Annotated in this window: 14 protein-coding genes; 8 read left to right on the top strand and 6 right to left on the bottom strand. The window is 68.2% G+C overall.

Features of this window, described 5'->3' with window-relative positions; genetic code table 11:
• Positions 1 to 27: 27 nt before the first annotated feature.
• The 3 genes from KBZ12_RS02170 to KBZ12_RS02160 all read left to right on the top strand — a co-directional run bounded on the left by KBZ12_RS02170 (position 28) and on the right by KBZ12_RS02160 (position 4,791).
• Positions 28 to 1,830, top strand: coding sequence for an iron uptake porin (locus KBZ12_RS02170; RefSeq protein WP_254956071.1), 1,803 nt, complete (start codon positions 28 to 30; stop codon positions 1,828 to 1,830).
• A 315-nt stretch (positions 1,831 to 2,145) separates the two neighbouring features.
• On the top strand, positions 2,146 to 3,972 hold the full coding sequence (locus KBZ12_RS02165; protein ID WP_254956070.1) for an iron uptake porin: 1,827 nt from the start codon (positions 2,146 to 2,148) through the stop codon (positions 3,970 to 3,972).
• Between the two features lie 114 nt (positions 3,973 to 4,086).
• Positions 4,087 to 4,791, top strand: coding sequence for a J domain-containing protein (locus KBZ12_RS02160; RefSeq protein WP_254956069.1), 705 nt, complete (start codon positions 4,087 to 4,089; stop codon positions 4,789 to 4,791).
• Here the strand turns inward: KBZ12_RS02160 and KBZ12_RS02155 are convergent.
• The gene (locus KBZ12_RS02155; RefSeq protein WP_254956068.1) at positions 4,788 to 5,033 is read right to left on the bottom strand and encodes an NAD(P)H-quinone oxidoreductase subunit O; all 246 of its coding nucleotides are present in this window, start codon (positions 5,031 to 5,033) and stop codon (positions 4,788 to 4,790) included. The two genes, KBZ12_RS02160 and KBZ12_RS02155, sit on opposite strands and share 4 nt — an antisense overlap.
• Positions 5,034 to 5,109: 76 nt before the next feature.
• On the opposite strand from KBZ12_RS02155, the gene KBZ12_RS02150 reads away from it, so the two are divergent.
• Positions 5,110 to 6,045 carry a TIGR01777 family oxidoreductase gene (locus KBZ12_RS02150; protein WP_254956067.1) on the top strand — a complete coding sequence of 312 codons (936 nt, stop codon included), beginning with the start codon at positions 5,110 to 5,112 and terminating at the stop codon, positions 6,043 to 6,045.
• On the opposite strand, the gene KBZ12_RS02145 is transcribed toward KBZ12_RS02150, so the two are convergent.
• Positions 5,993 to 6,262 (bottom strand): hypothetical protein, encoded by a 270-nt coding sequence (locus KBZ12_RS02145; protein WP_254956066.1) that lies wholly within the window; start codon positions 6,260 to 6,262, stop codon positions 5,993 to 5,995. The genes KBZ12_RS02150 and KBZ12_RS02145 overlap by 53 nt on opposite strands.
• Positions 6,263 to 6,339: 77 nt before the next feature.
• Between KBZ12_RS02145 and KBZ12_RS02140 the strand changes: the two genes are divergently transcribed.
• Positions 6,340 to 7,560, top strand: coding sequence for a lipid-A-disaccharide synthase-related protein (locus KBZ12_RS02140; RefSeq protein WP_254956065.1), 1,221 nt, complete (start codon positions 6,340 to 6,342; stop codon positions 7,558 to 7,560).
• Here the strand turns inward: KBZ12_RS02140 and KBZ12_RS02135 are convergent.
• Positions 7,553 to 7,969 (bottom strand): M48 family metallopeptidase, encoded by a 417-nt coding sequence (locus KBZ12_RS02135; RefSeq protein WP_254956255.1) that lies wholly within the window; start codon positions 7,967 to 7,969, stop codon positions 7,553 to 7,555. The genes KBZ12_RS02140 and KBZ12_RS02135 overlap by 8 nt on opposite strands.
• A 75-nt stretch (positions 7,970 to 8,044) precedes the next feature.
• Complete coding sequence (locus KBZ12_RS02130) at positions 8,045 to 8,467, bottom strand: iron-sulfur cluster assembly accessory protein (protein WP_254956063.1); 423 nt, start codon at positions 8,465 to 8,467, stop codon at positions 8,045 to 8,047.
• Positions 8,468 to 8,596: 129 nt separating this feature from the next.
• Here KBZ12_RS02130 and zds point away from each other — a divergent pair, with 129 nt between their 5' ends.
• From zds to KBZ12_RS02115, 3 genes are read left to right on the top strand one after another with little or no spacing between them, the layout of a single operon-like run.
• Positions 8,597 to 10,072 (top strand): 9,9'-di-cis-zeta-carotene desaturase, encoded by a 1,476-nt coding sequence (gene zds / locus KBZ12_RS02125; protein ID WP_254956061.1) that lies wholly within the window; start codon positions 8,597 to 8,599, stop codon positions 10,070 to 10,072.
• Between the two features lie 10 nt (positions 10,073 to 10,082).
• Positions 10,083 to 10,517, top strand: coding sequence for an SRPBCC family protein (locus KBZ12_RS02120; protein ID WP_254956059.1), 435 nt, complete (start codon positions 10,083 to 10,085; stop codon positions 10,515 to 10,517).
• A 37-nt stretch (positions 10,518 to 10,554) separates the two neighbouring features.
• Entirely contained in the window at positions 10,555 to 11,031 is a 477-nt protein-coding gene (locus KBZ12_RS02115) for a hypothetical protein (protein ID WP_254956057.1), read from the top strand.
• Here KBZ12_RS02115 and KBZ12_RS02110 read toward each other — a convergent pair.
• Together KBZ12_RS02110 and KBZ12_RS02105 are read right to left on the bottom strand one after the other, a co-directional pair.
• Positions 11,006 to 11,809 (bottom strand): uroporphyrinogen-III synthase, encoded by an 804-nt coding sequence (locus tag KBZ12_RS02110; protein ID WP_254956056.1) that lies wholly within the window; start codon positions 11,807 to 11,809, stop codon positions 11,006 to 11,008. The genes KBZ12_RS02115 and KBZ12_RS02110 overlap by 26 nt on opposite strands.
• Positions 11,809 to 13,002 carry a glycosyltransferase gene (locus KBZ12_RS02105; protein ID WP_254956054.1) on the bottom strand — a complete coding sequence of 398 codons (1,194 nt, stop codon included), beginning with the start codon at positions 13,000 to 13,002 and terminating at the stop codon, positions 11,809 to 11,811. The genes KBZ12_RS02110 and KBZ12_RS02105 overlap by 1 nt, the downstream gene beginning before the upstream one ends.
• Positions 13,003 to 13,046: the final 44 nt, after the last annotated feature.

Genomic DNA, 13,046 nt, shown 5'->3' with positions numbered 1-13,046 from the left:
ATTGCGCCGCTTCCGTGTGAGGAACCCATGAAACTCTTCCAGCAACTGCTGGTTGCTCCTGCAGCGCTCGGCCTGCTCGCCCCTGTGGCGGTTCAGGCTGCTGAGCTCAACATCGACGGCGTCAACAAGTACGCCGCCGAAGAGCAAGTCACCAGCATCAACCAATTCTCCGACGTCAAGCCCACCGACTGGGCCTTCCAGGCCCTGTCGAACCTGATCGAGCGCTACGGCTGCGTCGCCGGCTACCCGAACGGCACCTACAAAGGCGGCCAAGCCATGACCCGCTACGAAGCGGCAGCCCTGCTGAACGCCTGTCTCGACCGGATCACCGAGGTGACCGACGAGCTGAAGCGCCTGATGGCCGAGTTCGAGAAGGAACTTGCCGTGCTGCGCGGTCGCGTGGATGGCCTGGAGGCCAAAGTGGGTGAGCTCGAAGCCACCCAGTTCTCCACCACCACGAAGCTGACCGGTAAGGCCACCTTCATCATGGGTGCGAACAGCTACGGCGGTAACGCCCGGGTCAGCCCTAGGGCTTCCCGGTTCACCAATGGTGTTGTGCCCGTCCTTGTTACCGGTGCCTTCGGTCCCGTTGGCCCGGCTAATCCTCTCGGTGTCGGCGTCACCCAAAACACCTGGGCGAACCAGGCCCGTCAGACCCAGGGCGCCACGGCGTTCAACTACGACATCCAGCTCAACTTCGACACCAGCTTCACCGGCAAGGACCTGCTACGCACCCGCCTGCGCGCCGGTAACTTCGCCCAGTCGCCCTTCGGCGGCCCCACCGTTGGCCTGAACGCCACCGAAGCCGGCTTTGAAGAGAACTGCGGCACCGGCATTGACTGCGGTGACGTGGTCTCGATCAACCGCCTTTTCTACCAGTTCCCCCTGGGCAGCAGCTTCACCGCCACGGTCGGTGGCCGCGTCCGTCAGGACGACATGCTGGCCGTGTGGCCTTCGGCCTACCCGGCTGACACTGTCCTTGACATCTTCACCTACGCCGGTGCTCCCGGCACCTACAGCCTCAACCTGGGCGCTGGTGGTGGTCTGTGGTGGAAGAGCGGTGGCTTCAGCATCAGCGCCAACTACGTCTCCGCCAACGGCGATGTAGGTAACTCCATCGGTGGAACGCCTCCTAACGCCTTTGGCGTGGCCCAGTGTGGCGGCATCGGCAACGCCTGCTCCGCCCAGACGGGTACGGCTCAGGTGGCTTACACCGGCTCCAACTGGGGCATCGCGGCGGCCTACACCTACTCCTCGGGTGGTGCAGGTACCTACAGCGGCAACGCCACGCCCCTGGCCAACACGCTCTTCGTGAACGCGAATGCCGCCAACTCGGTGGGCATCAGCGCCTACTGGCAGCCCACCAACTCGGGCTGGATCCCCTCCATCAGCACCGGCTGGGGCATCAACAGAAGCAACTTCAACGGCACCAGCTTCGCTGACGCCGGGCTCGTCTCCACCACCGGCATCACCCAAGCCACCAGCCAGTCCTGGTACGTGGGTCTGCAGTGGTCTGACGTGTTCATCAAGGGCAACGCCGCCGGTATGGCCGTCGGTCAGCCCACCTTCCTGACCGCCGTCAGCGGTGGCAACCCCGTCTTCGGCGGCCCCGTGGCTTCGACCGCCATCGTCGATGGCAACTACGCCTGGGAGTGGTGGTACAAGTTCCAGGTCACCGACAACATCAGCGTGACCCCGGCGCTCTACTACCTGAGCGCTCCGCTGGGTCAGGTCTCCAAGAACGTCGGAATCGGCGGTGTCCTTCCCGGTGCTGGTGGCTCCGATTTCAACAACTTCGGCGGCTTCATCAAGACCACCTTCAAGTTCTGATCCTTCAGGATCATTTTCCCTCACAAACCGTCCTCTCACTTGCCCGGCTGCTCTTGCAGCCGGGTTTTTTTTGCCCTCCGATCACACTCCCTCGCCCCGCCCGCCTTCGACAGCCCCACCATCCCCCGCCGCTTCGCCACCACCTGGCCTGGACTTTGGTCTGTCCTTTGCTTCCCCAGGCAGCGGCAATTGCCAGGGTCATATGTCAGCTGGAATACCAGTCGTTGTGATCAGGCCGAGGTGCTGCGCACAGGAATTCCTATAACTTTGCGCCGTCCCCCTTTACGGGGATTCCTCTTTTTGGTGTGAGGACCAATGAAACCCTTCCAGCAACTTCTGCTGGCGCCGGTGGCCCTTGGGCTGCTGTCGCCGCTGGCCGCTTCCGCCGGTGAGATCTCCCCCTCCCAGAGGGCTGAGATCTCCACTTACATGGAGCAGCAGGACATCGATCGCTTCAAGGCCTGGGAAGCCCAGAACCAGGTCACGAGCGTCAACCAGTTCTCTGACGTCAAGCCCACCGACTGGGCCTTCCAGGCCCTGTCCAACCTGGTCGACCGCTACGGCTGCGTCGCCGGCTATCCCAACGGCACCTTCAAGGGCGGCCAGGCCATGACCCGCTACGAAGCGGCGGCCCTGCTGAACGCCTGCCTCGACCGGATCACTGAAGTGACCGACGAGCTCAAGCGCCTGATGGACGAGTTCGAGAAAGAACTCGCCGTGCTGCGCGGCCGCGTGGATGGCCTGGAGGCCAAGGTGGGTGAGCTGGAAGCGACCCAGTTCTCCACCACCACCAAGCTCCAGGGTGATGCCGTCTTCGTGATCGGCGCCAACAGCTTCGGCGGCAGCCAGGGCAACCCGAACACCGCGGCTTTCCTGCCCTTGGGAGCCAACCCCAACAGCGCGTTGCCGGCCACCAACGCCAATGCGAACCGCTTCCCCGACAACAACCGCCGCACCGCGGGCGCCACGGTGTTCAACTACGACCTGCGCCTCAACCTCCTCACCAGCTTCACGGGTAAGGATTTGCTTTACACCCGTCTGCGGGCCGGCAACTTCCAGAACAGCCCCTTCGGCGGCAACCCCTACAACCTGATGGCCCTTGATCGGGCCTTCTCCTCCAACGTGGGCAGTGCTGCCGGCAGCAACGGCAACGACATCGTTTCCATTGATCGTCTGTACTACCGCTTCCCGATCGGCCGTGACTTCACGGCGCTTCTCGGCGCCAAAGCGCGGAACACGGAGTTCCTGGCGATCACCCCCTGGTTCTACAGGTCTGAAATCCTCGACGTCTTCACCCTGCATGGTGCCCCCGGCACCTACAACAAGGCCACCGGCGCCACTTTCGGCCTGATGTGGAAGCAGAACGTCAAGAAGGGCAAGCCTTTCTTTGCGGTCTCCACGGCCTATGTTTCCCCCAGAGGTGACAACGGCAATCCGAACGAGGGTGGCCTGATGACTGAGCGCAGTGGCGGCACCTGGACCACCCAGGCCGGCATCTCCGGCAAGCAATGGCGTTTCGCTTTCGCTTGGAGCTACGTCCAGTGCGGCCAGAACTTCCGCAGGGGCACCCAGTTCGCCCAGCCAGGTGTTGACTGCACCAACATCACCACCCCCGCTGGCTTCGAGAACAACGGCGGCAGTGCCGCCTACTCGAACAACTTCGCCACGACCCTGGCGTGGCAGCCCAAGAACAGCGGCTGGATCCCCTCCATCAACCTGGGCTGGGGCTACAACGCCATGACCCAGCCGGAGCTGAACCCCCTGACCTCAAACGTTCGGGTCAGAGGCACCACGGTGACCGTGCCCAACGGCTTCAGCCGGGTTCCCACCTTCAGCGAGTCGACCAACCGCGCCGCCAGCCAGTCCTGGAGCGTGGGCCTGCAGTGGTCCGACGTGTTCCTGAAGGGCAACCAGGCCGGCATGGCCGTGGGCCAGCCGGTGTTCGCCACCTCGCTGCGCAACGGCGAGACCCCCCAGGACGGCAACTACGCCTGGGAGTGGTGGTACAAGTTCCAGGTCACCGACAACATCAGCGTGACTCCGGCCCTCTTCTACCTGAGCCGCCCCAACGGTCAGTTCACCACCGCTGGCCAGTCGAGCAGCGTGCTCGGCGGCCTGATCCAGACCCAGTTCAAGTTCTGATCCTCTGGTTCAACCATTCTCACAACCCCGTGCCCCCCTTTCCAGGGGGGCTTTTTTTGGACGCCAGGCGGCGGGCCCATCGGCGATGCTGGTTCCAGACGGCGCTTTCAGCGCATGGCCAGGACCCCTGCCGACCATTACGCCACCCTCGGGGTACCCCCCGGGGCCACCACCGCCGAGATCAAGGCCGCCTACCGCACGCTTGTCAAACAGCATCACCCGGATGCCGGTGGCGATCAGCGCACGATCCTGGCCCTCAATGCCGCCTGGGAAGTGCTCAGGGACGGCGACCGTCGCCGCCATTACGACCACGGCTCTGGCTTGGGGGTAGGGGGGGCGCCGCGCAGCGGTGGCCATGGCTCCGGCGGCCAGGGCAACGGAGCAGCGCAGGGCCGTCGCCGGGGCGCGGGGGCGGCCAGCGACGAGGCGCTGCTGGGCTGGCTCCAGCAGGTGTACGTGCCGATCGACCGGTTGATCGGCCAGGTGATCAATCCCTTCCCGGCCCAGCTGCGCTCCCTGGCGGCCGACCCCTACGACGACGACCTGATGGAGGCCTTCTGTGCCTTCCTTGAGCAGAGCCGCACCAGGATGGAGAAAGTGGAGGCCCTGTATCGCTCCCGGGCCTGCCCGGCGGCGGCCAAGGGGTTCGGCCTCAGCCTCTACCACTGCCTCAGCCAGGTGCAGGATGCCCTGGTGGAGCTGGAGCGCTACACCATGGGCTACGTGGACAGCTACCTCCATGACGGCAAGGAGATGCTGCGCGAGGCCAGGCTGCGCCGCAGCCGGCTGAAGGAGGAACGGCGCCGCGTGGAGCTTTAGGCGGCTGGCATGGCCTCGAGCTGGTCGAGCCGCAGCCACACGTCCGGCACGGGCCGGCGCCAGCGCAGCTGGGCGTAACTCCCCTGGATGGCGAGGATCTCCCCGGGCCCCTCGAACAGGTAGCCGGGGGCCACCGGATCACTGGCGCCGGCCTCCAGGCTGTTGGTGTACGCCGTTCGGTTCACCCTCACCAGGGCACCCTTCTTGAGGCTTGCGGCAGCGGCAGGCGCGGAGTCAACCATCGTGCGGAGGAACGGTCGGCCCAGGTTAGGGCCGCCGGAACCTAACCTCGGAACTGGACGCCGATGAACCGTGGGCATGCGCTTGCTTCTGCTCGGATGCACGGGTTTCGTCGGCCGGGAGCTGGTGCCGTTCCTGCTCAACCTCGGCCACCAGCTCACCCTGGTGAGCCGCCGGCCCCGGCCTGACAGCGAGGCGGCCGATCCAAGGATCACCAATCTCTGCCTCGATCTGGCCGAACCCGCCAGCTGGAGCCAGCCCCCCCTGCTCGAGGCGCTGGCAGCGGCCGATGGGGTGGTCAACCTGGCCGGGGAGTCGATCGCCGACCAGCGCTGGACCCCCGCCTATCGCCAGCGGCTGCTCGACAGCCGCCTGGTCACCACGACGCAGCTGGTGCGGGCGATGGCGAACCTGGCCACGCCCCCCTCCGTGCTGGTGAGCGGATCGGCCGTGGGCTACTACGGCACCAGCCTGGAGGGCTGTTTCACGGAGGCCAGCCCGCCGGGCGATGATTTCCTCGGCCGGCTCTGCGCCCGCTGGGAAGCCGCCACCCAGGTCGCCCCCGAAGCCTGCCGCGTTGTGGTGTTGCGGATCGGCATCGTCATCGGCCCCGACGGCGGCGCCCTCGGCAAGATGCTGCCCGTGTTCCGGACCGGGTTCGGCGGGCCGGTGGGCAGTGGCCAGCAATGGATGAGCTGGATTCAGCGCCACGATCTCTGCCGGCTGATCGCCACCGCCCTGGAGGACGGCAGCTATGCCGGCCCCTACAACGCCGTGGCCCCGGAGCCCACCCGGATGGCGATCTTCGCCTCCACCCTGGGCCGTGTCCTCGGCCGACCCAGCCTGCTGCCCGTGCCGGGCCCGCTGCTGCAACTGCTGCTCGGCGATGGCGCCAAGGTGGTGCTCGAGGGGCAGCAGGTGAAGCCCGAGCGGCTGGTGGACCAGGGCTTCCATTTCCAGTTCACCGATCTGGGCGCTGCCCTCGCCGCTGCCACCAGCCCAGAGCGCCGCTGAGCAGCGCCGCCGCCATCAGCAGGCCGATGGCCGGGGTGAACAGCGGTTGCCACAGCCGCTGGAAGAGCTGCAGGGGGGCGTCCAGCTGCTGGCCATGCAGCACCACCGCCACGGCGAAGAAGAGGGCTCCGGCCAGCACGAGGAAAACGTCGGCCACCAGCACGATGTCGAGAACGCGGCGCAGCTGGGAGGCGGGGCCCGTGGCGGGGGTGCTCATGCCGTTGGGGTGAGCCGGGAGGGGGCGGGAATCCCGGGTGTGCCCAAACCTAAACTCGACCGGACTTGGTGTCCCGTGTGCCCCTTTCCCCTGCTCCCAGGATCCTGCTGATCAGCAACGGTCATGGGGAGGATCTCAATGGGGGGTTGATTGCGGACGGTTTGCGCCAGTGCTCTCCTGGGCTCGAGCTGGCGGCCCTGCCGATCGTCGGCGCCGGCTCGGCCTACGGCCGCCGGGGCCTGCCGCTCCTGTACCAGGGCCGGACCCTGCCGTCCGGGGGCATGGTCTACCAGGGCCTCAACATCTGGAAGGATCTGGCGGCCGGCTGGCTGCAGCAGAGCCTGGCCCAGCTCTGGACGGCCTGGCGCCAGGGCCGCCACTACGACCTGGTGGTGAGCATCGGCGACCATGTCCCGCTGATTTTCGCCCTGCTCACCGGGCGCCCGACGGTGGTGTTCCTGGTGTCCACCTCGAGCTTCTATGAGGGCCGGCTGCGGCTGTCGGCCCTCACCCGCTGGTGCTGCCGCCGCCGGCGGGTGCGGGTGGTGCTGACCCGTGATGCCTTCAGCGCCCGCGACCTCCAGGCCCAGGGCCTGGCCAAGGCCCTGTTTCGCGGCTACCCGATCATGGACATGCCCGCCCCGGACCCCGGTCAGGTGGCCCGCGAGTCGGGCACAAGCACTCTGGCGCTGGTGCCCGGCAGCCGCTTCCCGGAGGCCCTGCACAACCTGGTGCTGATGCTGCGGCTCTGCAGCCAGCTGGGGGGGCTGGCCGGGGATGGCCGCTGGCGCTTCCTCGTTGCCGTGGTGGAGAGCCCCCACTGGCGGGACCTGGAACCCCTGGCCGCGTCCGTCGGCTGGCAGTTGAATCTGGCCGATGGGGTGCTCCGCTCCGCCTCCGGTCAGTTGGAGGTGCGCCTGCTGCCGGGTGCCCTGGCGTCGATCCTGGCCGCCAGTGATCTGGTGGTGGGCATGGCCGGCACCGCCGTGGAGCAGGCGGTCGGGTTTGGCCGGCCGGTGGTGCAGCTGGTGGGCCGCGGTCCCCAGTTCAGCTATGCCTTCGCCGAATCCCAGATGCGGCTGCTGGGTCCCACGGTCCACACCGTCGGCAGGCGTCCGGCCGAGCGCGGCGAGCTGCAGGAGGCGGCCGATCTGATCCTGCGCCTGCTGGCCGACGCCGACCTGCCGGCGCGTTGTGCCCAGGCGGCCGTCGAGCGGGTCGGGTCGCCGGGGGGCTCGCGGCGGATTGCTGAAACCGTGCTCGACACCCTCGCCCAGGCACGGCCGGAACTCAGCTGAGCCAGGCCTTCACCTTCTCCAGGGCCTGCCAGCCCGGCCGCCGCTGCAGGCCATCGGCGATCGAGCCCTGCAGTTCGCCGGCCAGTTCGGGGGCCATCAGCATCACGCGCTTCACCACCTCGATGTGCTCCCGCACCCCCTTGGCGCCGGTCTCCAGCATCGCCACGCTCAGGTTGATGCGGGCCTGGGGGTCCTGCGGATTGAGTTTCACGGCGTTGCGGGCCGAGGGCAGGGCCGCCTGGGGCTGGTCCAGCAGCAACTGCAGCCAGGCCAGGCACGTCCAGCCCGCCGACTGACGCGGCTCCTGGGCCGTGATCTGCAGGAACTCATCAATCAGATCTTCCGGAGCAGCCCCCTGCTGGTAGCGGGCGATGGCCTGGTCGAAGCGGGACTCCTGCGGGGCCGTCATGGCGGCGGGGGTGGCGAGTTGGGGATCGTCAGACTCCCACGCCACGGGGCCGTGGCGCCAGCGGCGGGGGCGGCCTCAGACGGCGAAGGAGCTGCCGCAGCCGCAGGTCTGGGAGGCGTTGGGGTTGGTGAAGTTGAAACCGCCGCCGATCAGGGCCGAGGAGAAATCCAGCTGCATGCCGTAGATGTACAGCAGGCTTTTGGGGTCACTGACCACCCGGAAGCTCGGCGCTCCGGCGGGTTCGTAGGTGTACGTCTCGTCGTCGGCCAGGATTTCTGCCGCCTCGATGAAGTCCATCGTGTAGCTCATGCCGCTGCAGCCACCGGAGCGCACGCCCACCCGCAGCACCTTTTCGCCGCCTTGCGAGGCCATCAGGGTGCCCAGCTGGCGCATGGCGGGTTCGGTGATCAGGATGCCCTTGCCATCCACCCCGGCCGTGGCGGTGGCGGTGTCGCTGGCAGCAGGAGTGGCGCTGGGGGTCTGGACGGGGCTGCTCATCGGGCGAAGGGGGGTCGGATGGGAGGGATCGGGCCGCCGGACGACGCGGTGAACGACCACTCTATGGAGATCCTTCCGCCGTGGGTAGGCTCCGGTCCATAGAGTCGGGACCTTCGCGGGAATCCAAGGGTGCGGGTCGCCATCGTGGGTGCGGGTCTGGCCGGTCTGAGCGCGGCCGTTGATCTGGTCGACGCCGGTCATGCGGTGGACCTGTATGAATCCCGTCCGTTCATGGGGGGCAAGGTCGGCAGCTGGGTGGACCCCGACGGCAACCACATCGAGATGGGCCTGCACGTCTTCTTCTTCAACTACGCCAACCTTTTCGCCCTGATGCGCAAGGTGGGTGCCTTCGACAACCTCCTGGCCAAGGAGCACTGGCACCTGTTCGTCAACCGCGGCGGCGATCTGCGGTCCCTGGATTTCCGCTTTCCCGTTGGGGCTCCGTTCAATGGCCTCAAGGCCTTCTTCACCACCTCCCAGCTCGACTGGATCGACAAACTGCGCAATGCCCTGGCGCTCGGCACCAGTCCGATCGTCCGCGGCCTGATCGATTACGACGGGGCCATGACGGTGATCCGCTCGCTGGATGCGATCAGCTTCCAGCAGTGGTTCCTGAGCCACGGCGGCAGCCCCAGGAGCCTGAAGAGGCTGTGGAATCCGATCGCCTACGCCCTGGGATTCATCGACTGCGAGGCCATCTCTGCCCGCTGCATGCTCACCATCTTCATGATGTTCGCCTCCCGAACGGAGGCCTCCAAGCTCAACCTGCTCAAGGGCTCCCCCCACCGCTGGCTGACCGGTCCGATCCTCGAGTACATCCAGGCCCGGGGCGGTCGCCTGCACCTGCGCCACCGGGTCACTGAGGTCCGCCACGAGGAGCGCAACGGCCAGACCGTCGTCACCTCCCTGGTGCTGGGCACCCCGGAGGGGGAGAAGCGGGTGGAGGCCGACGCCTACCTGGCCGCCTGTGATGTGCCCGGAGCCCAGCGGCTGCTGCCCCAGGCCTGGCGCCGTTTCCCCGAGTTCGCCGCCATCGACCGGCTGGAAACGGTGCCGGTGGCCACCGTGCAGCTGCGTTACGACGGCTGGGTGACCGAACTGGGCGACGGGGCCGAAGCCCAGGCCCGCCGTACCGACCTGAACCGCCCGGCCGGTCTCGACAACCTTCTCTACACGGCAGATGCCGACTTCAGCTGTTTCGCTGATCTGGCCCTGGCCAGCCCGGCCGATTACCGGCGGGAGGGACTCGGTTCCCTGCTGCAGTGTGTGCTCACCCCGGGGGATCCCTGGATCCCTCTGAAAACCGAGGAGATCGTGGCCCACACCGATCACCAGGTGCGTGAATTGTTTCCCTCCGCCGCCGGGTTGCAGCTCGTCTGGAGCAACGTGGTGAAACTGGCCCAGTCGTTGTACCGGGAAGCCCCCGGCATGGAGCCCTTCCGTCCCGACCAACGCACCCCCGTGGCCAACTTCTTTCTCGCCGGCAGTTACACCCGCCAGGACTACATCGACTCGATGGAGGGGGCCACGATGAGCGGTCGGCTGGCGGCCGCTGCGATCCTGAACCAACCCGTGGCACTGGCCACCTGCGCGGCGGTGGCCTAGGAGCACAACCATGGGCAAATGGCTTGAGCACAGCGTCACCACGGAAATCCAGGCCCCCGTGGCCCGGGTCTGGGAGGTGTGGAGTGATCTGGAGGCCATGCCCCGCTGGATGCGCTGGATCGAATCGGTCGTCACCCTCGACGACCCCGACCTCACCGACTGGACCCTGGCGGCCCAGGGTTTCCGTTTCCACTGGAAGGCCCGGATCACCGAGCGGGTTGATTCCCAGAGGCTGCACTGGGAATCGGTGGGTGGTCTGCCCACCAAGGGGGCCGTGCGCTTCTATCCCCTCGGGCCCGACCTCACCGCCGTCAAGCTCACGGTGAGCTATGAACTGCCCGGTGCGCTTGCGCCCCTGATGGAACCCACCATCATGGGAGGCATCGTCACCAGAGAATTGCAGGCCAACCTTGACCGATTTCGCGACCTGGTGGAAATGGGCTGACGGCCGCCTTGGGCTCGGAGCCCTGGTCCCCCTGCTGTTGAGCGGGTGTTCTGCCGCCCCGACCGTGCAAGCGCCACCACCGGCGCCGCCCAGGCCGGCCCCAGCCGCAGCGTCGTCGGGGGGGGGAGCGGCGGGGCTCACCCCACTGCCCACCTCCCAGCAGGTGGTGGCGGCCTTCCCCGTGGGTCGCAAGGATCCCTTCGGTTCCCTGGAGCCGGAAATGGTCCCGGGGGCGCCGGGGTCGGCTGGTGGTGCCAAAGCGGTGGCGGCGCTCCCCCCCCCGGCCTTTCTGCAGCAGCTGCAGATCTCCGGTGTGATCCAGAGCGGCGGCCAGGCCGAGGTTGTGGCCACCTTCAACGGCGAAAGCGGCAGCCTGCGCCGGGGCGATCGCGGCGGCCGCGAAACGAAACTGCTTCCCCCCGGCTGGAGCGTTGCCGCTGTTGATATCCAGAAAGGTCGTCTGAACCTTCAGAGCGGCGATCGCAAGGTCAGCAAGCCGCTGCCACCGCCCTGATACAGGCCGCCACCAGACCCTCCAGGTCGTGGGGGTCTGCCTCCCCGTCCACCCGTCCGAGCCGCTCCCTGCAGCGCTGGCTGGTCTGGGGGCCGATCGAGATCACCTGCACCCCGTCCAGCTGCTGGATCCAGGCCTCACCGAAGCTGCCGGCCAGCAACTGGGCGGTGTGGTCCACCGTCTTGCCGCTGCTGAACGTGATGGCATCCAGTCCGCGTCGCTCGAGGGCCTGCAGGGCCCCGGTGGGCAGCCCCGCGGGACAGCGCGTCTCGTAGGCGGCCACCTCCACCACCCGGGCGCCGGCCGCAGCAAAGGCCTCCGCCAGCAGGGTGCGCCCGCCGCTCTGCACCCGCGGCAGCAGCAGCCGCTGCCCCCAGCCCGACACGGGAAAGTGCTCGATCAGGCTGTCGGCCACAAATGTCGGCGGTACGAAATCGGCGGGGGCCCCCAGGGCCTCCAGGGACTGGGCGGTCTTGCGGCCCACCGCGGCCAGCCGGACCTGCCTGGGCCTGCGGGCCAGGCAGGTCCCCTGCCGCACCAGCCGCTGCTCCACGGCGTCCACCCCGTTGGCGCTGGAGAAGATGATCCAGTGGAACTGATCCAGTTCCGCCAGGGCATCGTCGAGGGGGCCCCAGAGATCCGGCGGACCGATCACCAGGGCCGGCAGGTCGATGACACGGGCCCCGGCCTGCTCGAACAGCTGGCGGGCCGCGCCCAGCTGGGTTTCGGCCCGGGTCACGGCGATGGTGCGTCCCGCCAGTGGCAGCGGCGACACCATCAGGCGTCCAGCCGGACGAGAGCCCCGGCCTGTTGGGCCAGGGCGCGGGCTTGCTGCGGCTGGCCCTGGCGTTCCAGCAGGGTGATCGCCCGGCGGAAGCCATCCCTGGCCCCGGGAATGTCACCCGCCAGCAATAGGGCGGCCGCCAGGTTGCGCTGGGCGTCCGCCTGCTGCGGGGCCAGGTCCAGGGCCTGCCGGTAGGCGCCGATCGCCTCCAGCAGGCGGCCCCGCTGGCGTTCGATCAGGCCCAGGTTGAACCAGGCCAGGGCAAGCTCCGGGGCGAGGCGGGTCACCGCCGCCGTCAGGGCCGCCGCCTCCTCCAGGTCCCCTTGCCGCAAAAGAAGGGCCCCGAGGTTGAGCCGGGCTCCCAGGGTGAGCCGCTCGTCCAGGGGCAGCTCCAGGGCCTGGCGGTAGAGCGCGGTCGCGGCGGCCGGATCCCCAGGGCTGCGGGCGATGGCGAGATGGAGCAACAGCTCATAGCGCTCGGACAGCGATCCGGCACCGACCCGGGCCAATCCTTGCTCCAGCAGGGCGATGCCCCTGGCGTGCTGGCCCTGGCTCACCTCCAGGGCGCCGAGCTTGGCGCAGGCGTAGGGATCGCCGGGACTGGCGGCCAGTTCCGCCTCCATGGCCTGGCGCAGGCGTGCCGCCTTGTCGGAGGCCGCCAGCAGTTCCGGCCGGTAGCCCTCGTGGACCAGGGCCGGTTCCCCGCAGGCCAGCACCTGCCAGTGGGGCTCCCGCTCCAGCAGCGCGGCCACACTGTCGTCGACCATGGCGTGGTAGCGGCGGCTCCAGCGGATCGCGGTGTGGCGCCGGAACAGGCGGCTGACGCTGGAGAAGGGGGACTGGGCCGCCCCCACTTCCTGGCGCAGCAGGTTGATCAGCAGCGCCTGTGGCTGCTCCATCAGGGCGCGCAGCGGCGAGCGGGCCTCGGGCCGCAGCCACTCATCGGCATCCAGCACCAGCACCCAGTCGCCCCGCACCAGATCGAGGGCGTGGTTGCGGGCAGGGGCGAAGTCCCCAGGCCAGGCCAGGTGGTGCACGCTGGCGCCGCAGCTGGCGGCGATCGCCGCGGTGCCGTCGTCGGAGCCGGTGTCCACCACCACCATCTCGTCGACGAAGCCGGCCACCGAAGCCAGGCAGCGCTCCAGCCGCTCCGCTTCGTTGCGCACGATCATCGACAGGCTCAGCATCGGACGCTGCGGGGCAGGACGGTCGTGCCAGGAGGCTAGGCGCC

It is taken from the genome of Cyanobium sp. Cruz CV13-4-11 (assembly GCF_024346055.1).
Classification (GTDB): domain Bacteria; phylum Cyanobacteriota; class Cyanobacteriia; order PCC-6307; family Cyanobiaceae; genus Cyanobium.
Note: the sequence above shows the minus strand (reverse complement) of the source record. Positions and strands in the feature narration are given on the sequence as shown.